We start from the raw sequence: 21,335 nt of genomic DNA, 5'->3' as shown, positions 1-21,335 counted from the left end.
GAAAAGTGTCGGGCGCGCGGAATAACCGGACAACAAAAAAGCGGAGCCAAAGCCCCGCTTCCTCGGTTGTCGAAAATTCCCGCCGGTTCATCCGCGGTCGGCAAATCGATCGACAGTGTGTTTCTACCGCTTGTATGCGACGGGAGTACGACAGCCCCAAGCCGGTGCAGCCTGTCCGGTTACGCGCGGTCGATCCGGCACTGATAGCAATTGTTGCGCGCCGAGCGGATGTGGACGTAAGCGATGTCGTCGCGTTCGAACAACGTCTCTGCCCGTGCGGCAATTGCGTCGGTCGGAATGACGCCGCCGCTGCCGTAAACGATGCGGTCGTCCTTGCCATAACCGCGCACAATGTAATCGCTGCTTTCGAGCATTTCGGGAAGCATTTTCCCCTCGGCGGCGCGTTCGCATTCTTTCGCATGCAGAAAGATCGGCCCCGTTTCGGCATAAGGCTGCAGCTCCGGAAAAGGCCGATAGGCCAAAACAAGATAGGCTTCTCCCACAGCAATATTTTTCAAGCAATGACGGCAAGGCACGCCGTCGCCATCCGAAAGTTGCCGCTCTGGCTTCAAGCCATAAGCATCCGGCCCGCCGCGCTGAAGTGCCCGGACAGCATTGGTTGGCAAGGCTTTGAATTTTAGCGTCATGGCAAAATCTCCGGTGTCGTCGACCGGAAATTATGCTCGCAAGGCAGAGCTTCCCACCCGATTCCTGCCGAAATGGATCAATCCATCAGCGCCTCGAGACCACGAACCAGACCTTTGATCTGCTGTACCCGTCTGATGGCGAGCAGCGTGCCCGCCACGTAAGGCGCCGCGGACGAGCCGGCGTCGTGGCGTATGGTCAGCCGCTCGTCTGGCAGACCGAACAGCGCCTCGCAGGACAGGATGTAGGACGGCAGGCGAAGCGCGTGCACTTGCACCCCCTCGCCTGCGCCGACCGCACCACCGCGTGTGGCCGGCACGCCGGAGACCTCGGAGACCGGCTTTGCCGTTGAGGCCTTGCGGATGTCGGCCAGCGCTTCAGCAAGCTCTCGTGCGGTTCCGGAGGGCGCGTCGGGCTTCTTTGCACTAGCATAATCGATGACCTCGACGTCCGGCACGTATTTTGCCGCCATAAGTGCAAACCGCTTCATCAGCGTGGCGGTGATGGAAAAGTTGCCAGCGGCAACAACGCCGACGCCATTGGCGCGCGCCGCGGCGTCGATCTCGGCATAGTCGGCAGCTCCCAGTCCCGACGTGCCGATCACCGTGTGCCGCCCGTTGTCGATGGCGAGCAGCACATGGTCTTTCACGACATGCGGCTTGGTGAAGTCGACCAGCACGTCCGACGGCGCCTCCAGCGCCTCGGCCAGCGAGGCCGAAACGGCAATACCATTAGCCGGCATACCAACCAGCAGACCGGAATCCTGCCCCGCGCCGCTGCGTGATACAGCCCCGGCCAGCGCCATGTCGCCTTGCGCCCCGATCGCCGGAACCAGCGCTTTGCCGACCCAGCCGGTCGCGCCGGCCATTACCACGCGTATTGCCATCGTGCGATCCTCCATCACCCATCGGTTTTTAGACGATAGCGATATGGAAAGAGCCAAGCTCATTCAAGTCGGGCTCACCTTTGAGTGTTGATCCAGAGACTCTGGGACGTTGCAAAGACAAGCTGAAGCTCGGATGAACGGGCCTGAAAATCAGGGCCGCATGACGCTGGCCGCGCGCTCGGCAAAAGACATCGGATGTACGACCTCCTTTTTTTGCGCCACTGGCGTAAAGCCGAGTTTTTGATAGAGCGGCAGTGCTGCTGGGTGATCGAGGGTGCAGGTCTGCACGGTTATCCGCCTTGGCCCGTGCGACCATGCCGCGGCGATTGCCGCACCGAGGAACCAGCGGCCGATGCCTTGCCCGGTCGCGTGCTCCATCATTCCGAAATAAGCGAGTTCCACTTCCTCCGGCAAATGCGGCTTGAGGTCGAAGAAGCCCGCCGGCGCACCATCCAGATAAAGCACCCTGATGTCGCGGTCCTCGCGGTGGATGCCCGCCGCAAGCTCCTCGTCGCTCAGCCTCAACACATTGACCCAGTGCCATTTGCGGCCGACCCGATCCATCAAATAGCGGTAGAAATGCAGGGGAATGTCTTTGGTCTTGAGCAGCGCGATCTGGCGGTTGTACGGCAGCGGCGGCGAATAGGCAGGCGGCACATGCATTTCGAGAAACGTCACGGTGACATCGATGTCTTCCAGCGATCCGTCTTCCATCACCGTCAGTCCTTGCCCGTCACGACAGGCGTGTCGGAAAGCCCGCCCCATTCGGTCCATGAACCGTCATAAAGCCTGTTGTCGGCATGGCCAAGCGTCTCCAAAGCTAGCGTGACGGCTGCCGCGGTGACGCCCGACCCGCAGGAGGTGACGACCGGCTTCGACAGGTCGATGCCGGCTCCTTCGATCACTTTGCCCAGCCTGTCCTTCGGCAACAATTCGCCGTTTTCCGAAAGCGCCGAAAACGGCACGTTGTGCGCGCCCGGCATATGGCCGGAGCGGATGCCGGGGCGCGGCTCCGGCTCGGTGCCGGCAAAACGGCCAGGCGAGCGCGCGTCGGCGATCTGGCTCTCCCCCGTCTCGACGATCCGGCGCATGTCGGCAAGGCTGGCGACGCGGGCGGCATCGAAGTTGGCATAAAACACGCAAGGCGCGATCTTCGTCGGCTCCGCCGTCACCGGCCGTCCGGCGGCTTTCCAACGATCGAAGCCGCCGTCGAGTATATAGACCTGGAACACGCCCATGACGCGAAACAACCACCAGGCGCGCGGTGCAGAAAAGAACCCTGGCCCGTCATAGACAACAATCGTGTCATCGGCCGAAATACCCATCGCGCCGACATATTGCGCGAAATGCTGCGGCGACGGCAGCGTGTGCGGCAGAGCCGCGTCGGGGTCCGAAACCGCATCCTGGTCGAGGAAGCGGGCGCCTGGAATATGCGCTACGTCGTACTCGGCGCGCGCGTCACGCTTTTGCGCCGGCAGGTACCAGGACGCGTCGACAATCGTCAGGCGGGGTTCGCCGAGCCGCTTCTGTAACCAATCGGCATCGATGGTGAAAGGACTGTCGTCGGCCATCTTTTCTCTCCTGTCCCGCCCGTCGCAGTCCTATATCAGGCTGGCGGCATAGGACCAAAGCGAATGCGGAAGCGCCGGTTCTCGCGGCCCTTCTTCTCGATCTTGCCGATATGGATCTCGCCGATTTCGCTGGTGCTCTTTACATGGGTGCCGCCGCAAGGCTGGCTGTCGATCGAAGCGTTCTCGCCGATGCAGACCAATCGGATCCTTCCCGTGCCGGCCGGGGGCCGCACATTCTTGGATTTCACCAAGCCCGGATTGGATGCCAGTTCCTCGTCGGAAATGAGCCGGGTGAAGATCGGGTGGTCGGCTCGCACCAGCTCCATCAGTCTGGCCGTCACGTCTTCCTTGGTAAAGCCGGCGTCCGGGATGTCGAAATCGATACGGCTGTCGTCCTCGGAAACCGCGGCGCCGGTGATCGGGAACGGACAGACGACGGTAAGCAGGTGGCAGGCAGAATGCATGCGCATCAGCAACTGCCGCCGCGGCCAGTCGATGGCGAGCCTCATGCGCTCGCCCACCTTTGGAACTGCCTGCTCCGGCGCCGGCACATGGATGATCTCGTCCTTGGTTTCGCCGGTGATCGTAGCGGCAATCGCTATGCCGGTGCCGTCGGCGCGTTCGAGGCTGCCGGTGTCGCCCGGCTGCCCGCCCGATGTGGCGTAAAACACCGTCCGGTCCAGAATGATGCCGCCGCGATCATTGACTGCGACGACGGTGGCGTCGGCCGTCCCCAGATAGGCGTCGTCACGAAACAGCGCTTCGGTCTTGTGCGCCATCACGCAACCCTTTCGAACGGTACCGAAATCGTGCTCTGTTGCTCCATCCATCCCGGCACCGGCAGCTTCTTTTCGCGCAGGAATTCAGGATTGAACAGCTTCGACTGGTAGCGCGTGCCGTAGTCGCAAAGCATGGTCACGATGGTGTGGCCGGGGCCTAGCTCGCGCGCCAGGCGAATGGCGCCGGCAATGTTGATGCCCGTCGAACCGCCAACGCAAAGCCCCTCCTCCTGGATCAGGTCGAATACGATCGGCAGCGCGTCCTCGTCGGGGATCTGGAAGGCAAAATCGGGTGTAAAGCCTTGGAGGTTGGCGGTGATCCGCCCCTGCCCGATGCCTTCGGTGATCGAACTGCCCTCGGATTTCAGCTCGCCGCTGGTGTAGAAGGAATAGAGCGCTGCCCCCAGCGGATCGGCCAGCGCGATCTTGACCTGGTTGTTTTTGGCCTTCAGCCCGAAACCGACGCCTGCCAGAGTGCCGCCGGAACCGACCGCCGACACGAAACCATCCACCTTGCCGTCGGTCTGGTTCCAGATTTCTTCGGCCGTGGTGCGGATATGGCCGTCACGGTTGGCGACATTGTCGAACTGGTTGGCCCAGATCGCGCCGTTCGGCTCACTCTTCGCCATCTGCTCGGCCAGCCGGCCCGACAGCTTCACGTAGTTGTTCGGGTTCTTGTAAGGCACGGCGGGCACTTCGATCAGCTCGGCGCCGAGCAGTTTGATTGTATCCTTCTTCTCCTGGCTCTGGGTGTCGGGAATGACGATCACCGTGCGGTAGCCGAGCGCCTTGGCAACCAGTGTCAATCCGATGCCGGTATTTCCGGCCGTCCCCTCGACGATGACGCCGCCGGGCCGCAGCAGCCCGCGCTGCTCCGCATCGCGGATGATAAACAGGCCGGCGCGGTCCTTTACCGACTGCCCGGGATTCATGAATTCGGCCTTGCCCAGGATCTCGCAGCCGGTTGCTTCCGAGGCCTTGTTGAGGCGGATCAGGGGCGTGTTGCCGATCACGTCGATCACAGAACGGGGCATGGAGATTCCTTTGTGGGTGCGGCGAAACCCTAGAAACCCGAAGCTTCGGTTTCAAGGCAAGAATTTGCCTGGTCCAGTCGCATTTCGCACACTGCAATTCCTACAGCCAGGAGCGCCCGACCGGTATTCATTTCAACCATGTACCGAAAAGCACTCTTTTCATTCGATTTCTTCACCGGTAGAGCACAGGCTAAGAAGAGCCGGCGGGGCGCAACATGACACTCTATCGGGCCAATCCGAAGCATGGCGTCGCCTGGATTACGGGCGGCAGCAGCGGTATCGGCCGTTCGCTGGCCAAGGATCTTGCCGCTCGGGGCTATGTCGTCGCGGTGACTGCGCCAGATGACCATCCGATCGATACGCTCATCGTCGAAACGGCGCAGATGGCGGGCCGTGTCGCAGCCTATCCTTGCGACGTGACCGACGAAAAACGCATGGCGAAGACGGTTGCAGCGATCGAGAAAGATCTCGGTCCGATCGTGTTGGCAGTGTTCAACGCTGGAAGCTATATCGCAACGCCGGGCGAGGATCTTGTGGCGCGCAATTTCCGTCGGTCTTTCGAAGTCAATTATTTCGGCATCATCAACGGCCTGCTGCCAGTCATCGAACGCATGCGCGTGCGCTCGCGCGGCCATGTCGTGCTGATCGGTTCGGTTACCGCCTATTTCGGCTGGCCCACCACCGCCGCCTATGGCGGCACCAAGGCGGCGGTCAATATCCTGGCCGAGTCGCTGAAATACGATTTCGACAAGATGAACGTCCGCATCCAGGTGATTAATCCGGGCTTTGTCGACACGCGGCTGACCGAAAAGAACTTCCTGCCGATGCCGGGCTTGATGCCGGTCAATCTGGCCTCGCGCCGCATCGCGCAAGGCATCGAATACGGCGGCTTCGAAGTCACTTTCCCACGCCGCCTGAGTTGGACGCTGAAGCTGCTCAGGATGCTGCCGAGGCCGTTCTGCCGATGGGTGATCAGCACGGTCACCCGCTGGAATGCGCGGCCGCTGAATTTCGACCGCAAGCCGCCAGTCGAGTAGGATCGGTGATGGGCGAGCGATCGTACTTGCGGGTCGCTGGGGCGCCGCACATGAATTGATGCCGGCCGACGATACCGGCGACCCGGACAACCACGTCATTGCCGGCGACGCGCTGTCGCCATCGACCACGGCTTTCCTCGCGCAGCGGATCGTCGTGTGGATCGAGGCGGTGGTAAAGTGAACCAAAGGCCCCCAAGCAAGAGGGCGACCGAAGCATCGCTCCGGTCGCCCTCTTCAATCGTGTGTGACCAAGCCAGGCTTGGCCGACCGCAACACGGTCAGATTATGCGGCCCGCGCTGCTGGCCGCTTGCCGCCGAAGCGGCGCTTGTTATTGCCCTTGAAGGGCTTGGCGCCTTCCGGCTTGCGCTCGCCCGCAAAGGCCGGCTTGTCGCCGAACCGCTTCTTGCCGAAGCCATTGTTTGCGCCGCCGGGCCGCCTGCCGTCGCGACGGCCATTGCGGTCGTTGCGATCATTGGCCGGTTCGAAGCTGCGCTCGTTCTTCTCGGCGGGATTGCGCTGCGGATCGGGGCTGCCGAGATGGTCGGCAACGATCGGCAGCTTGGTGCGGATGATGCGCTCGACCTGACGCAGCTTGCTGTTTTCAGACGGGTCGCAGAGTGTGATGGCGATGCCGTCCATGCCGTTGCGGCCGGTGCGGCCGATGCGGTGGACATAGCTCTCCGCCTCGTCCGGCAGGTCGAAATTCACCACATGGCTGATGCCGGGCACGTCGATGCCGCGTGCCGCAATGTCGGTCGCCACGAGAATGCGCACCGAACCCTCACGGAAATCGTTGAGTGCCTTCTGACGGGCATTCTGCGACTTGTTGCCGTGGATGACGGCGGCCTTGAAGCCGTCGCGCTCGAGATCCTTGGTCACCCTGTCGGCGCCATGCTTGGTGCGCGAGAAGATGATGACGGACTTCATCGCCTCATCGGCAAGCATGTTGGCCAGCACCTGGCGCTTCTGCTTGGTGCGGGCAAAGACGACACCCTGCACGATCTCGGCTGCCGCGGTGCTGTGAGGAGCGACTTCGACGCGGATCGGGTTCTTCAGCAGGCCTTTCGCCAGTTCGGCGATCTCGGCCGGCATAGTCGCCGAGAACAGCACCGTCTGACGGTCCGGCGCCGTCGCCTTGGCGATGCGCTTCACGTCGTTGATGAAGCCCATGTCGAGCATGCGGTCGCCTTCGTCGAGCACCAACCATTTGGTGTCGGCAAGCATCAGGTCGCCTTCACGCACAAGGTCGGTCAGCCGACCGGGCGTTGCGATCAGGATGTCGACGCCGGGCGCAACCTTCTTCACCTGGCTGAAGCGCGAGACGCCGCCCAGCACGAGCGCGGTCGATACATGCGCGCCCTTGGCGAGCAGCTTGATCATCTCCTCGATCTGCACCGCGAGTTCACGTGTCGGCGCCAGGATCAGCGCGCGGGCCGTCTTCGGCCGGCGCTTGGTGCCAAGTGCGATGATCTTCGACAGGATCGGCAGCGCGAACGCCGCCGTCTTGCCCGAGCCGGTCTGGGCGATGCCGAAAATGTCGCGGCCTTCGAGCTGCGGCGGGATCGCCTGGGCCTGGATCGGCTTCGGATCGGTAAAGCCGGCGGCATTGGTGGCCTTGAGCAGTGCGCCGGTAATTCCAAGTGCGGCGAAACCGTTCAGTTCCCCAGTGTCCTTACCGATCAAAATGTTCTCATTGGTCAAAATATTCTTCTTTCATGCGGCTTCTGGCCGCAAACATCGATGGCGGCAGGGCGCAACCTGCCGTCGAAAATTGTCATGAAACGACAAGGCGGGCGGACGTCATCGTCCACACGGCTGCGCTGTCGTGCCCGCAGGCTTCATGCCACGGGGCTTTTTCGCCACCTTGCCGATCTGTCGGGAAGAGGGAAAACAGACGCAACCAGTCTCATTCGTCGAGAAGGCCGGATTATCCCGGCCCAAGCGCCTATACGGCCGCATATGGCCCAGTTCGCTTCGGAATGCAAGGGGTCCGATGTTGCAGCGCAACAAAAGCCATGAGGAAGCGGCGCTTGCGCTCTCCCCCAGGCATGATTACCACAATCCAGCTTTCTGTTTCGGGGACCGGTCATGAAGGACGTGCTGAAGGAACTCGAGCGCCGCCGCGAGATCGCCCGCATGGGCGGCGGCCAGGCCCGCATCGACGCCCAGCACAAGAAGGGCAAGCTGACCGCCCGCGAACGCATAGACGTCTTTCTCGACGAGGGCTCGTTCGAGGAGTTCGACATGTATGTCGAGCACCGCTCGACCGATTTCGGCATGGAGAAAACCAAGATCGCCGGCGACGGCGTCGTTACCGGCTGGGGCACCGTCAACGGTCGCCCGGTCTATCTTTTCGCCAAGGATTTCACCGTGTTCGGCGGCTCGCTGTCCGAGGCGCATGCCGAAAAGGTGGTCAAGGTGCAGGAGATGGCGCTGCGCAACCGCGCGCCGATCATCGGCCTCTACGACGCCGGCGGCGCCCGCATCCAGGAAGGCGTGGCAGCCCTCGGCGGCTATGCCGAGATCTTCCAGCGCAATGTACTGGCCTCTGGCGTCATCCCGCAGATTTCACTGATCATGGGCCCCTGCGCCGGCGGCGATGTCTATTCGCCGGCGATGACTGACTTCATCTTCATGGTTCGCGAAACCTCCTACATGTTCGTCACCGGGCCGGATGTGGTGAAGACCGTCACCAACGAGACGGTCACCGCCGAAAGCCTCGGCGGCGCTTCTATCCACACGACGAAGTCCTCGATCGCCGACGGAGCCTACGACAATGACGTCGAGGCGCTGCTGCAGATGCGCCGGCTGGTCGATCTGCTGCCGGCTTCCAACACGGCGGAAATTCCCGAGATCGAATGCTACCAGTCGGTCACCGAACACGATCTGTCGCTCGACAGGCTGATCCCCGACAATGCCAACAAACCCTACGACATCAAAGAGTTGATCCTTAAAGTTGCCGACGAGGGTGACTTCTTCGAGATCCAGCAGAATTTTGCGAAAAACATCGTCACCGGCTTCGGCCGTATCGAGGGCCGCACCGTCGGCTTCGTCGCCAACCAGCCGATGGTGCTGGCCGGCGTGCTCGATTCGGATGCCAGCCGCAAGGCGGCTCGTTTCGTGCGATTCTGCGACTGCTTCTCGATCCCGATCGTCACCTTCGTCGACGTGCCGGGCTTCCTGCCCGGCACCGCGCAGGAATATGGTGGGTTGATCAAGCACGGCGCCAAGCTTCTGTTCGCCTATGCCGAAGCGACCGTGCCAAAGATCACCGTCATCACCAGAAAGGCCTATGGCGGCGCCTATGATGTGATGGCCTCGAAGCATCTGCGCGGCGACATGAACTATGCCTGGCCGACGGCGCAGATCGCGGTGATGGGCGCCAGGGGCGCGGTCGAGATCATCTACCGCAAGGACATCGGCGACGCGGAAAAGATCGCGGCACATACAAAAGCTTACGAGGATCGCTTCCTGTCCCCCTTCGTTGCCGCCGAGCGTGGCTATGTCGACGAGGTGATCATGCCGCATTCGACCCGCCGCCGCATCGCCCGCGCGCTCAGGATGCTGCGCAACAAGGATATGCAAAACCCCTGGAAGAAGCACGACAACATTCCGCTGTGAGGGGTTGATGTCGCGCCTGGTCCTCTATGTAGGAGCGCGTTTCGGCAGGTTTGCCATCCTGCTCTTCGCCATGCCGCTGTTTTGCCCAATACTCCTGTGGTTCTGGTTCCTCGATTGCTATCCGCTCGCTGTTCGCGGCGGGCGGAAATTTACGCAGATCGTCATGCAGCGATGTCCGGCGATGCATATGAAACGGCGCGCGCCATGCTGCTGATCGGTGCTGCCAGTGCGTTCTTCGATGACCAAGTGTATATTCCGCTTAAACGTGAACTGCTTGGCACCATGGTACCGCCTCGTCCACCACTTGAAAGAGTTCTGGCGGCCGCCAGTCACCTGTCGAGGCTTCCCATCCTGCAAGAATATGCGCAAAAGGCCTGGGACGCGCCAGATAACGAAAGCGCGGATCATCCGCCCTGGTCCGAACGTTTGACTGCTCTTGGATTTAGCTCGGCTCCAGAGATAGAACCAGTTCTGGTTTCCGCCTTGTCGAGCCTGCTGAGCGATGAGATCGTCGCCGAACATGTCCGCCATTTCGACGGCGAATGGACATCGAAGATCGCCGACTATCTCGATCGATAGCTATCCACCTGAAACTATAGCGGCTAATGCCCAGTCGGCGCAGGCTATTCCGCTTCCGCCGCTCCGAACCCGGCCCCCCTCGTCGCGCGGACAGCGCCCGACCATGGCGTGGCGTGATTGTCGATGCGCATCTGGAAGATAAAATAAGTCGGCGAGCAGAAGCCGATGCCTTTCACCTTGCCGATACCGGGAATGTCGGGCGGCAGCGACTGGCACATGTAATCCTCGCGGCAGAAATGGTCGGCCGAGCAGGCAGGACGATTGCCGCGATTGACGGCGCCGCCCAGGCACTGGTCGAAATTATTGGTCGCCACGCAGGTGTCGAATTTCTTGCCGCCAACCAGCCCGCAAATCTCGTTCGGCATCGGCTTGCCCGTCTTGAAGGCGGCAAAGCTGCGATCCCGGTCGTCGCAGCCGCGATAGGCGATACCCGCCGGCACACCGATCTTCGGCGGTCGGCAGGTGTAGGCGACGCGCGAAATGCCTGGCGCGAACGCCGCGAACTGACCGGTGATGGTATACCGGTCATTGAAAGGCTGTGCCGGGTTGCTGGCGATGGATCCCGTTAAACAAGGGTGGCCGGAAAACATGTCTTCGCTGTCCTTGGGCAACAGGCATTGCGCCAGCTTGGTGCGCACGCCGGACGCGGTGGTCAACGGCGTGCAGACGGTGCCGGCACCGCATTGCCATGTCGCGCCGAAGCGGGCCGCATCCTGTGGCATCAGGCAAGGCATCGCCATCTCGGCCGGCGAATAGGCGATTTCGCCGGCATCGTTCCATGTCGCCGGCGGCGCGAACGATAACGGGCGAAAGCGGTTCGGTTCCTTGCCGTCGGCAGTCGCGCGCAGCCAGGCGACGCGGCGCGGGATGTCGGCGTGGAGATGCGGGGAGATGCCGACCTCGATGCGGTTGAGCGGCGAGGTCGTCTTGTCGTCCAGGCCGATGAAATGGAAGCCGGCGGTCGAGCCCGCCTGATGGCAGCCCTGGCAGGCGCCGTTGTCCAGCCGCTCGACCAGTGCCTCCGGCGTGCGCACCAGCTTCAGCGCAGAGAAATCGACACCAGCGAAATCCGCGGACTGGAACAGTGGCGTGAACAGGTGGTTGGCCTGCCTCGCACTGCCGAAGGTCGACCACGAAATGACCTTCCTTGCCAAGAATTCATCGGGGATTTGGTAGACGCCGAGATCGACCGCCGCGACACTGGTGCGGACATAGTCCGCAAGTCTTGCTTTCAGCGCGACGTCTTCGGCAAGGCGTGCCGCATCGGGCGTGTTTTCCAACGGCTTTTCGCTGGCAGCCGCGCCATCGATGCCGAAGATACGCATGAGATAGGCAGCCTGCCCGCCGAATTCGGTCTCTTGGCCGGAGGGGAAGCGCACCACTTGCGCATTGAGCTCAAGCTGCTTGAAGGTGAGCGCCGCCCTGTCCAGCGGCCCACCGATCAGCCAGCCGGCATCGACGTTCTCGTCGAGCTGTGGTGCCCAGCGTCCGGCGACGCCGACACAGCCGCCGTCGGCATCCGGCGCGGCATTGTAGACGGCACTGAAATTGAACGGCAGGCGCGAGGCCAGAACCTTGCCGTTTTTCTTGAAACTATAGGATAAGCGATAGACGAAGCGCACTTCGCCGCAACTCGTATCGCCTTGCAGCGCGGCGAAGTCGCGCCGGTCGAGCCGGTTGACGATGCCGACGAGGCGAAAGCGCGCGGCATCGGTCCTCAGCCAGCGCATGTCCATGACACGGCCAACATTGCCGTCGGTCACCTCGTAGAGCGGCCGACCGCCGGCCTTCATCTCGGCCCGCAATGCTGCGACGTCGCTTGCAATCGTTTCGATGATCGCGTGATAGGCCGGCGCCTTGTCGTAAAGCGTCTTCAAATCGCCCTTGCCATCGACGCCGAAAATGCCGGCGAGGCCAAAGCCCTTGGCATCGAGAGCAGCAAGCACCGCTGGATCATCGACGATGGTCACCGGCTGCTCAGCGGCATTCGCCGACAGTGTCGTCAAAGCGGCCATGACAAGCGTGGTGAGAAGGAGAGCAAGGCGTCTCATAGAAGGTCCGGTTGGCTCTCGACCAATTCGCGCAACACCGGCACCAGAGCCAGCGGCAAATCCTCAGCGATCAACCCTGGACCGAAGCGCCTGCCGGCCTCGGCATGGATCCAGACCGCGGCGCAGGCGGCCTGGAAAGCCCTCATCCCCTGCGCCAGCAGCGCGGCAACGATGCCCGCCAGAACATCGCCTGACCCGGCTGTTGCCAGCCAGGGCGCGCCGTTGGCGTTGATCGCCGCCCGGCCGTCCGGCGCCGCGATCACCGAGTCGGCGCCCTTGTAGACAATGACTGCATTGGCACGCGCTGCGGCGGCGCGGGCCTTGGCGAGCTTTGACTGCTTCTTCGATTTGGCAATGTCGGGAAAAAGCCTGGCGAATTCGCCTTCATGCGGCGTCAGCACCAGACTTGGTGCGAAGGTTCGATGTGCTGCTTCAAAGAGAACATCTGGAGCGTCGCGAAACGAAGTCAGGCCATCGGCATCAAGCACAATGCCTCCAAACAGGCCCATGCGTTTGAAATCATAGACCTCGTCCTGCTCGAGCAACCGCAAGGCGAAGTCGCGGGCTTTTTCGCCGACTCCGAATCCGGGGCCGAGAACGAACGCAGTATGCTGCCTTTCGTTGATGAACTCGCCTGCGTCCGCCACCGTATCTACCGCACGCAGCATGATCGAGGTCAGATGCGCGGCGTTCACCTGCATGGCATCGCTAGGCGAAAGCACGGTCACTGCCCCTGCTCCGCTTCTGGCCGCGGCCATCGCTGACAATCTTGCCGCACCAGTCGCATTCGGCCCGCCCGAAAAAACGCCGACTTGGCCGCGTTTGTATTTGTGCGTATCGGCAGACGTTCTCGGAAACTCCCATCGTAGCCAGAGGTCCGGCGTGTTCTCGAACGTCTTGATCTTGAGTTGGTCGACGATCCCATCCGGAATCCCGATATCAGCGACAATGATTTCGCCGCACATACTGCGTCCTGGCATCAGTAGATGGCCTGGCTTTTTCCGCACGAAGGTCACAGTCACCGCAGCGTCGAAATAGGCATTGGTCAATCCGCTCTCGCCCGACACGCCGGATGGCAGGTCGATTGAGACGACTGGCACTTTCTCCGCTGCGCTGCGGCCCGAGACGGCTGACGCATGTAGGGAAATATCCTTCGACAGACCTGCACCGTAGAGCGCGTCCACGACCACTTCACCCGCTTCTGGATAACAATGGGCAATATGGTTCACCGGCAGGTCGCAAGCTTCGGCCGCCAACGCCGCATCGCTCCCCGCTTTCTGCTTGCCTTCGGCCCAAACGGCGACCTTCATCCCGGCCTCTGCCAACAACCGCGCCACGACATAGCCGTCGCCGCCATTGTTGCCGGGGCCGCAAAGCACGTGGACGCGCGTTGCGTTCGGGTAGCGCTTGAGTACTACGGCAGCAACCGCAGCACCGGCATTGCGCATCAGGCCGATGCCGTCGAATGGACCAGCGGCAATCGCCAGCCGGTCGGCCTCGGCCATGTCGGACGGAGACAGAAGCTCATTGCTCATGCGGGCGACATGCACATCATTTCCCCAAGCATTGTCCAGTTTTTGATCCGACGCAAACAACGAAGGTCCCCAAGCAATTTGGCGGCGTACATCGTTCGGGACGACGGCGCGCAGCTGCCCATGAAATAGCCGATCTGCCCAATTTTTGTGCGGACGGCAGGACCGGCGGTGTGTAGGCTCGCGGCATTCATGGCGCATCCAACGCTGCGAATGACGCGAATGTACATTCCCGCGTGGCATGGTATCCAAATCATGTGAGGCCGTTCGGCGCCCCATCAATTGGCACAGTTCGTGCTTGATTGAGGCGCAAGCGGGGCTCACAAGACCCGTCTTTTTTGGCAGTGGAGGCCACTTTTTACATGAAAAAGATCGAAGCGATCATCAAGCCGTTCAAGCTAGACGAAGTGAAGGAAGCGCTTCAGGAGGCCGGCCTGCAAGGTATCACCGTTACCGAGGCCAAAGGGTTTGGCCGCCAGAAGGGCCATACCGAGCTTTATCGCGGCGCCGAATATGTCGTCGACTTCCTGCCGAAGGTGAAAATCGAAGTCGTGCTCGGCGACGATGCGGTCGAAGCCGCGATCGAAGCCATCCGCAAGGCGGCCCAGACCGGCCGCATCGGCGACGGTAAGATCTTCGTCTCCAATATCGAGGAAGTGGTGCGCATTCGCACCGGCGAAACCGGCATGGACGCCGTCTGAATTTTCCCGTTAAAAGGCCATGTTCAAAACGTCATCACATAGGGAAGCAGGGACATGACGACAGCCAAAGACATCATGAAGCAGATCAAGGACAACGACGTTAAGTTCGTCGATCTGCGCTTCACCGATCCGAAGGGCAAACTGCAGCACGTTACGATGGATGTCGTCGAGGTCGAGGAAGACATGTTTGCCGATGGCGTCATGTTCGATGGTTCCTCGATCGCCGGCTGGAAGGCGATCAACGAGTCCGACATGGTGCTGATGCCGGATTCCGATACGGTGCATATGGACCCGTTCTTCGCGCAGTCGACCATGGTCATCCTGTGCGACATCCTCGATCCGATCTCGGGGGAATCCTACAACCGCGATCCGCGCGGCACCGCCAAGAAAGCCGAGGCCTACATGAAGGCCGAAGGCATCGGCGACCAGATCTTCGTCGGCCCGGAAGCCGAGTTCTTCGTCTTCGACGATGTCAAGTATAAGGCCGACCCCTACAACACCGGCTTCAGGCTGGATTCGACCGAACTGCCGTCCAATGACGATACCGACTACGAGACCGGCAACCTCGGTCACCGGCCGCGCATCAAGGGCGGTTATTTCCCGGTGCCGCCGGTCGATTCGGCGCAGGACATGCGCTCGGAAATGCTCACCGTGCTCGCCGAGATGGGCGTGCGCGTTGAAAAGCACCATCACGAAGTGGCCGCCGCCCAGCACGAGCTCGGCATCAAGTTCGACACGCTGGTCCGCAACGCCGACAAGATGCTGATCTATAAATATGTCGTGCACCAGGTCGCCAACGCCTACGGCAAGACGGCCACTTTCATGCCGAAGCCGGTGTTCGGCGACAATGGCTCGGGCATGCATGTCCACCAGTCGATTTGGAAGGAAGGCAAGCCGACCTTCGCCGGCAACGAATATGCCGGCCTGTCCGAGAGCTGCCTGTTCTACATCGGTGGTATCATCAAGCATGCCAAGGCGATCAACGCCTTTACCAACCCGCTGACCAATTCCTACAAGCGCCTGGTGCCGGGCTATGAAGCGCCGGTGCTGCTCGCCTATTCGGCACGCAACCGCTCGGCCTCGTGCCGCATTCCGTTCGGCTCGTCGCCGAAGGCCAAGCGCGTCGAGGTCCGCTTCCCCGATCCGGGCGCGAACCCCTATCTCGCCTTCGCCGCCATGCTGATGGCCGGCCTTGACGGCATCAAGAACAAGATCCACCCGGGACAGCCGATGGACAAGGATCTCTACGACCTGCCGCCGAAGGAATTGAAGAAAATCCCGACCGTCTGCGGCTCGCTGCGCGAGGCTTTGCAGAGCCTCGACAAGGACCGCGGCTTCCTGAAGGCCGGCGGCGTATTCGACGACGACCAGATCGACAGCTATATCGAGCTCAAGATGGCCGAGGTAATGCGCTTCGAAATGACCCCGCATCCGGTCGAATACGATATGTACTATTCGGTCTGATCCAGATCGTTGCAGCCAACAAAAAAACCCCGGAGGAGACGCCGGGGTTTTTTATTGCGATGCGATCGGAGAGAAAGTCACGGCGCAGACCTGAGGTCCACGCCATGACGAATGCTCAAGCCGCGGCCGACACTTCGGCGCTGGTAGGGACGGAGGCGATCGTCTTCAATATCTGCGAGGCGATCTGGTAGGGGTCACCCTGCGAGTTCGGGCGGCGATCCTCGAGATAGCCCTTGTAGCCGTTATTGATAAAGGAATGCGGCACGCGGATCGAGGCGCCGCGGTCGGCGATGCCGTAGCTGAACCTGTTCCAGGGCGCGGTCTCGTGCTTGCCGGTCAAACGCTTGTCGTTGTCCGGCCCATAGACGGCGATGTGATCCATCAGGTTTTTGTCGAAGGCTGCCATCAGCGCCTCGAAATAGCCCTTGCCGCCGACTTCGCGCATATAGGCGGTCGAGAAGTTGGCATGCATGCCGGAGCCGTTCCAATCGGTGTCGCCGAGCGGCTTGCAGTGATATTCGATATCGATGCCGTACTTCTCGGTCAGGCGCTGCAACAAATAGCGCGCCATCCACATCTGGTCGGCGGCCTTCTTGGAGCCCTTGCCGAAGATCTGGAATTCCCACTGGCCTTTGGCCACTTCGGCGTTGATGCCTTCATGGTTGATGCCGGCGGCAAGGCAAAGATCGAGATGCTCCTCGACGATCTGCCTGGCGACGGAGCCGACATTGCTGTAGCCGACGCCGGTATAGTACGGGCCTTGCGGCGCCGGATAGCCACTCTCGGGGAAGCCGAGCGGGCGGCCGTCCTTGTAGAAGAAATATTCCTGCTCGAAGCCGAACCAGGCGCCCTCGTCGTCGAGAATGGTGGCGCGCTTGTTGGACGCATGCGGCGTCACTCCGTCCGGCATCATGACCTCGCACATGACGAGAGCGCCATTGGTGCGGGCGGGATCGGGATAAACGGCGACCGGCTTCAAAACGCAGTCGGAGCTGTGGCCCTCGGCCTGCATGGTCGAAGAACCGTCGAAGCCCCACAGCGGAAGCTGGTCGAGCGTCGGAAACTCGGCGTAGTCCTTGACCTGCGTCTTTCCGCGGAGATTGGGAACCGGGGTGTATCCATCGAGCCAAATGTACTCGAGCTTGTATTTCGTCATTCTAGCCTCTCGTTGCTTGATCACCGAACCCTGGATGGCGCCGGGGCGAGCCGGCCTATCCAGCAGCCGACCTGCCGGATTACTAAAATGCAATTCGTGTGCCATTCTCGCCGGCGACGGATGCGGCAAAAGTGAGGTTGTATCCGCCCAAAATCGCTGGTCCGCCGTCATGCTGCGTTCGGATCATCCACAAGCACATTTTGCACATATAATGTGCAAGTACTGATCTTTTCGTAATCATGTTGCCTATTTCCGTTGCTGAACCTATGTTGGGGAAAGGTTGAATCGGCAAGGTTCTGTCGAAGAAAGGAAACCGACAATGGAAATCACTTCCACTCGTCAGTCGGCCAAAATCCTGATGTTCCCGGTGGCAGCGCGCGCTTCTGCCTCAAATTTAAGCGGAAAGGCTAAGTTCGCGGCAGAACTTGCTTCGTTGCGCAACCGCACGGATTTCGGAAGTGCCTGGTATCATGAGGCAGCGATCGAGGAAGCGAATCAGGATCGGAAGAGCTAAGCCCTTCCCCTCCATGTAGTCGATAGATTGGAAAAGCCCGGCGCGATCGCTCGCGCCGGGCTTTGCTTTGAACCGGACAGGCCGGCTACTGTTTGGTGTGCAGGTCCGTTCCGAGCGTATCCCTGACAAAGATCATGCCGATGATCAGCGACATCGCCGCGATCACCACTGGGTACCAGAGTCCGTAGTAGATATCGCCCTTGTAGGCGCTGAGCGCGAACACCGTCGCCGGCAGCAGCCCGCCGAACCAGCCGTTGCCGATATGGTAGGGCAGCGACATGCCGGTGTAGCGGATGCGGGTCGGGAACATCTCGACCAGGATCGCGGCAATCGGCCCGTAGACCATCGTGACGAAGATCACGAGGATGAGCAGGATGCCGATCGTCATCGGCCAGTTGACCGCCGCCGGGTCGGCGAACATGGCAAAGGGACCGCCGCCTGGTACGGTGTAGACGGTGACCTCGGGAGCTCCCGCAGCCTCATCGGCAGTCAGCAGCTTGTCCTTGATCGCCTGGTCGGCCGGAACCATGGCCTTCTCGCCGGCGCGGATCGCGGCCGCATCGAGCTTCAGTTCGGGATTGGCCGCGATGAAGGCTTCGAGCTTCTGATCCGGCACCTTCGCCGCTGCCCGTTTCAGCGGATAGCCGCCGTCCTGAAGCGCCGTGTTTACCGCCTTGGCGAAAACAGCGTCCTTGGCCTTGGCTTGATCGCCGGCTGCGGTGGCGTCATACGACTCAACCGTCTCGTTGCCGATTTTGACCGACGCAGCAGTGCCGGGCGCTGCCGTGGCCACTACGTCATAAGGCACCGAGTTCTTGGTCAGAAACGAGGTGGCGATATCGCAGGACGTGGTGAACTTCGCCGTGCCCACCGGGTTGAACTGGAACTTGCAGTCTCCCGGTGCCGCGGTCACCGTCGCACGGGTGTTCTGCTGCGCGGTGGCGAGCGCCGGGTTGGCTGCCCAGGTCAGCGCCTTGAACAACGGGAAGGTGCAGACGATCGCCAGTGCAAGGCCGGCCATGATAATCGGCTTGCGGCCGATCTTGTCGGAGAGCCAGCCGAACACGACGAAGAAGATCGAGCCAACAGCCAGAGCAATCGCGATCATGATGTTGACCGATTGCGGATCGACCTTGAGCACGTTCTGCAAGAAGAACAGCGCGTAGAACTGGCCATTGTACCAAACTACGGCCTGACCGGCTGTGAGGCCGAGCAGCGCCAGCAGCGCGATCTTGGCGTTCTTCCACTGACCGAAGGCTTCTGACAGCGGCGCCTTGGAGCCTTTGCCTTCGTCCTTCATGCGCTGGAAGGTCGGCGATTCAGAAAGCGACAGCCGGATCCAGATCGAAATGCCGAGGAGGAGGAAGGAAACGATGAACGGAATGCGCCAGCCCCAGGCGGCGTAGGTTTCCTTGGTCATCGACCCCTGGACGATCAGGATGACGATCAGCGACAGGAACAGGCCGAGCGTTGCCGTCGTCTGTATCCACGACGTGTAGTAGCCGCGGCGATCGTCGGGTGCATGCTCGGCGACATAGGTGGCGGCACCGCCATACTCGCCGCCGAGCGCCAGGCCCTGCAACATGCGCAAGATGATCAGGATCACGGGAGCGGCGATGCCCAAAGTCGCATAGCCAGGCAGCAAGCCGACCAGGAAGGTCGACAGGCCCATGATCGTCATGGTGACAAGGAAAGTGTATTTACGGCCGACAAGGTCGCCGATGCGGCCGAACAGCAATGCGCCGAACGGGCGCACGAGGAAGCCAGCGGCAAACGCCAGCAGCGCGAAAATATTGCGCGTCGCTTCCGGAATGGTTGGACTGAAAAAAGTCGAACCAATGAATACTGCCAGCGAGCCGTAGAGATAAAAATCGTACCATTCAAAAACGGTGCCGAGCGAGGAAGCGAAGATGACCTTCTTCTCCTCGCGCGTCATGCCGCGGCTTGTTTTGCCGGCGGTCGATGCCATTGCCATGAGTGTATCCTCCCGTGTGATTCCGTCAGTCCTCGATGCTGCGCGTCATCGTCCGCGTTTCCTCGCAACGCAGACTCAGTGCAGCCACCAGTGCAAAAAATGACAGAAAGCGCCGTCCAGAGGCAGACCGTCTTTGGGATTATGACTTTGGTCTAATGTGCAGTGCGAAATAGAAACGACGGTGCGGTCAGCCTTTGAGAGCTTCGAGCAGCGTAACTGCCGCCATCATGTCGCGCTTCCGGGCCGCGCGGTGCGCGACGGCCTCGGCATCATGGCCCCATTGCTCGGCCTGCCAGTCCTCGTCGACATGACCGGCAGCCCAGGCCGCCTCGCCGTCGAGCTCGCCGAAGTCGACGGCCAGCGCCAGCAGCGCCGATCCGGTCAGCGACGTCATGACGTGGATGGCGGCAAGGCGCAGCGGATCGGCACGTTGGGCAAGATGCTGGCCAAGCAGCGCGATACTCTCGCGCGGCTGTTCGACATGGATCACGCCTTCGGCAAGATGGAACCGGGCGCCGAGCGCGCTGCGCACCCAGTTGATGACCGGATCCCAATGCTCGTTCTGCCGGTCGACGAGTCCTTGGGGCGCATCGGCGCGGTAGCAGAGCAGGTCGGACGAGGCAAAGCGCAGGATATCCTCCAGCACCGCCTGGGGATCACTGGCGACGCCATCGATTGCCGTATTGACCAGACGCATCACCGGCATCGTCACCGGGTCGATGGTCTCCTCCTGTGCGGCGAATTCCTCGGCGACGAGAGCAGCCGCCTTTTCGGTCGGCAGCGCCAGCAGCGCCTTGGCCGGCGTGCGGACGGGCTTGCCATCGAGATGGACGGCAAAACCGTCTTCGACCGGTGCTACCGCGACGGTCTTGTAGAAGCGCTTCGGCAGCGGCGTCTTCATCTGGATCTGGGCGCGACGCACCGGGTCCGGATCGGAGAGCTGCTTTCCAGCTTCGAGGTCGTTCAATATATCGCGCATGCTCATCCGGGACTTTGTTTTCGGGCCGGCCGGTTGACGATGATGAGTCCGGCGGCGATCAGGGCGAGTGCCAGGAAGATACGAACGGTCAGCGGCTCGTTCAAGAACACGGCGCCGCACAGCACACCAAACACCGGCGACAGGAAGGTGAAGCTCGACAGTCCAGATGCAGGGTAGCGCCGCAGCAGCCAGAACCACAGCACATAGGTGAAGGCGACAACGTACACGGCCTGGAACAGCAGAGCCAAGGTTGGCAAGACGGTAAAGTTGCGGACGGGCGGCCCGGCAAAAGGCATCACCAAAATGCCGACGACGGCGGCCCCGGCCAGCTGATAGAGCAGCAGCTTTTCGGCGCTGGCCGTCACCAGCTTCGACCGCTTGATGACGATATTGGTCACTGCCCACAGAATGCCGGCACCGACGCTGAGCAAATCGCCGCTCAGCGTCGCGCCGCCACTGGCGCTAAGCTTGTCTGAAAACACCGCAACCAGCCCGGCGAAAGCGAGCAGCAGGCCAACGAGCTTGCGCGCCGTGATGCTTTCGCCCAGCAGGAAATGGCCGCCGACCAGCATCCAGAACGGCATGGTGTTGACCAGCAAGGTATTGCGCACAACCGTCGTGTGCTCGAGTCCGACGTAGAGAAACAGGAACTCGAGACCAAAAAGCGCACCCGCCAGAATGCCAGCGACGAGGGTTTTGTCGGGCGTGAACAGCGCAATGCCGCGCCAGCGGCACCAGCCGAAAACACACAGGCCGCCGATCGCCGAGCGGGCGATGGACAGGAAAACAGGGTCGTAGCCGGCATACGAG

20 protein-coding genes and 1 pseudogene are annotated in these 21,335 nt (G+C 61.4%); 8 read left to right on the top strand and 13 right to left on the bottom strand.

Annotated features, from left to right (window positions below):
• Positions 1–179: 179 nt before the first annotated feature.
• From NKI16_RS21085 to NKI16_RS21060, 6 genes are all read right to left on the bottom strand, one after another.
• On the bottom strand, positions 180–647 hold the full coding sequence (locus tag NKI16_RS21085) for a DUF1203 domain-containing protein (RefSeq protein WP_023675101.1): 468 nt from the start codon (positions 645–647) through the stop codon (positions 180–182).
• Positions 648–724: 77 nt separating this feature from the next.
• Complete coding sequence (gene dapB, locus NKI16_RS21080; RefSeq protein WP_023675102.1) at positions 725–1,531, bottom strand: 4-hydroxy-tetrahydrodipicolinate reductase; 807 nt, start codon at positions 1,529–1,531, stop codon at positions 725–727.
• 150 nt (positions 1,532–1,681) lie between these two features.
• Positions 1,682–2,245, bottom strand: a complete 564-nt coding sequence (locus NKI16_RS21075) for a GNAT family N-acetyltransferase (protein WP_023675103.1) — start codon at positions 2,243–2,245, stop codon at positions 1,682–1,684.
• 5 nt (positions 2,246–2,250) lie between these two features.
• On the bottom strand, positions 2,251–3,102 hold the full coding sequence (sseA, locus tag NKI16_RS21070) for a 3-mercaptopyruvate sulfurtransferase (RefSeq protein ID WP_352923647.1): 852 nt from the start codon (positions 3,100–3,102) through the stop codon (positions 2,251–2,253).
• A gap of 35 nt (positions 3,103–3,137) precedes the next feature.
• Positions 3,138–3,881: an alanyl-tRNA editing protein gene (locus NKI16_RS21065; protein ID WP_023675105.1), complete on the bottom strand. Its 744-nt coding sequence runs from the start codon at positions 3,879–3,881 to the stop codon at positions 3,138–3,140.
• A complete protein-coding gene (locus NKI16_RS21060) occupies positions 3,881–4,915 on the bottom strand; it encodes a cysteine synthase A (protein WP_023675106.1) in 1,035 nt (344 codons plus the stop codon). The genes NKI16_RS21065 and NKI16_RS21060 overlap by 1 nt, the downstream gene beginning before the upstream one ends.
• 215 nt (positions 4,916–5,130) lie before the next feature.
• Between NKI16_RS21060 and NKI16_RS21055 the strand changes: the two genes are divergently transcribed.
• On the top strand, positions 5,131–5,952 hold the full coding sequence (locus tag NKI16_RS21055) for an SDR family oxidoreductase (RefSeq protein WP_352457508.1): 822 nt from the start codon (positions 5,131–5,133) through the stop codon (positions 5,950–5,952).
• A 25-nt stretch (positions 5,953–5,977) separates the two neighbouring features.
• Positions 5,978–6,133, top strand: a pseudogene (locus NKI16_RS21050) (alpha/beta hydrolase); the annotation flags it as partial.
• 102 nt (positions 6,134–6,235) lie between these two features.
• On the opposite strand, the gene NKI16_RS21045 reads toward NKI16_RS21050, so the two are convergent.
• Positions 6,236–7,654 carry a DEAD/DEAH box helicase gene (locus NKI16_RS21045; RefSeq protein WP_023675109.1) on the bottom strand — a complete coding sequence of 473 codons (1,419 nt, stop codon included), beginning with the start codon at positions 7,652–7,654 and terminating at the stop codon, positions 6,236–6,238.
• Positions 7,655–8,041: 387 nt separating this feature from the next.
• Here NKI16_RS21045 and NKI16_RS21040 point away from each other — a divergent pair, with 387 nt between their 5' ends.
• From NKI16_RS21040 to NKI16_RS21030, 3 genes are read left to right on the top strand one after another with little or no spacing between them, the layout of a single operon-like run.
• Positions 8,042–9,574: an acyl-CoA carboxylase subunit beta gene (locus tag NKI16_RS21040; RefSeq protein ID WP_023675110.1), complete on the top strand. Its 1,533-nt coding sequence runs from the start codon at positions 8,042–8,044 to the stop codon at positions 9,572–9,574.
• Positions 9,575–9,581: 7 nt separating this feature from the next.
• Complete coding sequence (locus NKI16_RS21035) at positions 9,582–9,788, top strand: hypothetical protein (protein ID WP_156937294.1); 207 nt, start codon at positions 9,582–9,584, stop codon at positions 9,786–9,788.
• Entirely contained in the window at positions 9,779–10,153 is a 375-nt protein-coding gene (locus NKI16_RS21030; RefSeq protein ID WP_156937295.1) for a hypothetical protein, read from the top strand. The genes NKI16_RS21035 and NKI16_RS21030 overlap by 10 nt, the downstream gene beginning before the upstream one ends.
• A 44-nt stretch (positions 10,154–10,197) precedes the next feature.
• Here NKI16_RS21030 and NKI16_RS21025 read toward each other — a convergent pair whose 3' ends face one another.
• A complete protein-coding gene (locus NKI16_RS21025) occupies positions 10,198–12,204 on the bottom strand; it encodes a hypothetical protein (RefSeq protein ID WP_023675112.1) in 2,007 nt (668 codons plus the stop codon).
• Positions 12,201–13,739, bottom strand: coding sequence for a bifunctional ADP-dependent NAD(P)H-hydrate dehydratase/NAD(P)H-hydrate epimerase (locus NKI16_RS21020; RefSeq protein WP_023675113.1), 1,539 nt, complete (start codon positions 13,737–13,739; stop codon positions 12,201–12,203). The genes NKI16_RS21025 and NKI16_RS21020 overlap by 4 nt, the downstream gene beginning before the upstream one ends.
• Before the next feature lie 359 nt (positions 13,740–14,098).
• Between NKI16_RS21020 and NKI16_RS21015 the strand changes: the two genes are divergently transcribed.
• The gene (locus NKI16_RS21015) at positions 14,099–14,437 is read left to right on the top strand and encodes a P-II family nitrogen regulator (RefSeq protein WP_019857988.1); all 339 of its coding nucleotides are present in this window, start codon (positions 14,099–14,101) and stop codon (positions 14,435–14,437) included.
• Positions 14,438–14,491: 54 nt separating this feature from the next.
• Positions 14,492–15,901, top strand: a complete 1,410-nt coding sequence (gene glnA / locus NKI16_RS21010) for a type I glutamate--ammonia ligase (protein ID WP_023675115.1) — start codon at positions 14,492–14,494, stop codon at positions 15,899–15,901.
• A gap of 115 nt (positions 15,902–16,016) precedes the next feature.
• On the opposite strand, the gene NKI16_RS21005 is transcribed toward glnA, so the two are convergent.
• On the bottom strand, positions 16,017–17,057 hold the full coding sequence (locus NKI16_RS21005; protein WP_254817165.1) for a glutamine synthetase beta-grasp domain-containing protein: 1,041 nt from the start codon (positions 17,055–17,057) through the stop codon (positions 16,017–16,019).
• Between the two features lie 319 nt (positions 17,058–17,376).
• Here NKI16_RS21005 and NKI16_RS21000 point away from each other — a divergent pair, with 319 nt between their 5' ends.
• Positions 17,377–17,571 (top strand): DUF2735 domain-containing protein, encoded by a 195-nt coding sequence (locus tag NKI16_RS21000; RefSeq protein ID WP_352451032.1) that lies wholly within the window; start codon positions 17,377–17,379, stop codon positions 17,569–17,571.
• A gap of 85 nt (positions 17,572–17,656) precedes the next feature.
• Here the strand turns inward: NKI16_RS21000 and NKI16_RS20995 are convergent, their stop codons facing one another.
• The 3 genes from NKI16_RS20995 to NKI16_RS20985 form a co-directional block, all read right to left on the bottom strand.
• Positions 17,657–19,546, bottom strand: a complete 1,890-nt coding sequence (locus NKI16_RS20995; RefSeq protein WP_352593862.1) for an MFS transporter — start codon at positions 19,544–19,546, stop codon at positions 17,657–17,659.
• A 187-nt stretch (positions 19,547–19,733) separates the two neighbouring features.
• Positions 19,734–20,525 (bottom strand): ATP12 family chaperone protein, encoded by a 792-nt coding sequence (locus NKI16_RS20990; RefSeq protein ID WP_352593861.1) that lies wholly within the window; start codon positions 20,523–20,525, stop codon positions 19,734–19,736.
• A 2-nt stretch (positions 20,526–20,527) separates the two neighbouring features.
• A partial coding sequence (locus tag NKI16_RS20985; RefSeq protein ID WP_352841575.1) for a DMT family transporter occupies positions 20,528–21,335 on the bottom strand: 808 nt, incomplete at its 5' end.

The organism is Mesorhizobium sp. M0698 (genome assembly GCF_040320455.1).
In the GTDB taxonomy this organism is placed as follows: Bacteria; Pseudomonadota; Alphaproteobacteria; order Rhizobiales; family Rhizobiaceae; genus Mesorhizobium.
Note: the sequence above shows the minus strand (reverse complement) of the source record. Positions and strands in the feature narration are given on the sequence as shown.

Coding starts and splice junctions, on each gene's coding strand:
- NKI16_RS21085 (WP_023675101.1), bottom strand. CDS start 647: ATGACGCTAAAATTCAAAGCCTTGCCAACCAATGCTGTCCGGGCACTT.
- dapB (WP_023675102.1), bottom strand. CDS start 1,531: ATGGCAATACGCGTGGTAATGGCCGGCGCGACCGGCTGGGTCGGCAAA.
- NKI16_RS21075 (WP_023675103.1), bottom strand. CDS start 2,245: ATGGAAGACGGATCGCTGGAAGACATCGATGTCACCGTGACGTTTCTC.
- sseA (WP_352923647.1), bottom strand. CDS start 3,102: ATGGCCGACGACAGTCCTTTCACCATCGATGCCGATTGGTTACAGAAG.
- NKI16_RS21065 (WP_023675105.1), bottom strand. CDS start 3,881: ATGGCGCACAAGACCGAAGCGCTGTTTCGTGACGACGCCTATCTGGGG.
- NKI16_RS21060 (WP_023675106.1), bottom strand. CDS start 4,915: ATGCCCCGTTCTGTGATCGACGTGATCGGCAACACGCCCCTGATCCGC.
- NKI16_RS21055 (WP_352457508.1), top strand. CDS start 5,131: ATGACACTCTATCGGGCCAATCCGAAGCATGGCGTCGCCTGGATTACG.
- NKI16_RS21040 (WP_023675110.1), top strand. CDS start 8,042: ATGAAGGACGTGCTGAAGGAACTCGAGCGCCGCCGCGAGATCGCCCGC.
- NKI16_RS21035 (WP_156937294.1), top strand. CDS start 9,582: ATGTCGCGCCTGGTCCTCTATGTAGGAGCGCGTTTCGGCAGGTTTGCC.
- NKI16_RS21030 (WP_156937295.1), top strand. CDS start 9,779: ATGCTGCTGATCGGTGCTGCCAGTGCGTTCTTCGATGACCAAGTGTAT.
- NKI16_RS21025 (WP_023675112.1), bottom strand. CDS start 12,204: ATGAGACGCCTTGCTCTCCTTCTCACCACGCTTGTCATGGCCGCTTTG.
- NKI16_RS21020 (WP_023675113.1), bottom strand. CDS start 13,739: ATGAGCAATGAGCTTCTGTCTCCGTCCGACATGGCCGAGGCCGACCGG.
- NKI16_RS21015 (WP_019857988.1), top strand. CDS start 14,099: ATGAAAAAGATCGAAGCGATCATCAAGCCGTTCAAGCTAGACGAAGTG.
- glnA (WP_023675115.1), top strand. CDS start 14,492: ATGACGACAGCCAAAGACATCATGAAGCAGATCAAGGACAACGACGTT.
- NKI16_RS21005 (WP_254817165.1), bottom strand. CDS start 17,057: ATGACGAAATACAAGCTCGAGTACATTTGGCTCGATGGATACACCCCG.
- NKI16_RS21000 (WP_352451032.1), top strand. CDS start 17,377: ATGGAAATCACTTCCACTCGTCAGTCGGCCAAAATCCTGATGTTCCCG.
- NKI16_RS20995 (WP_352593862.1), bottom strand. CDS start 19,546: ATGGCAATGGCATCGACCGCCGGCAAAACAAGCCGCGGCATGACGCGC.
- NKI16_RS20990 (WP_352593861.1), bottom strand. CDS start 20,525: ATGCGCGATATATTGAACGACCTCGAAGCTGGAAAGCAGCTCTCCGAT.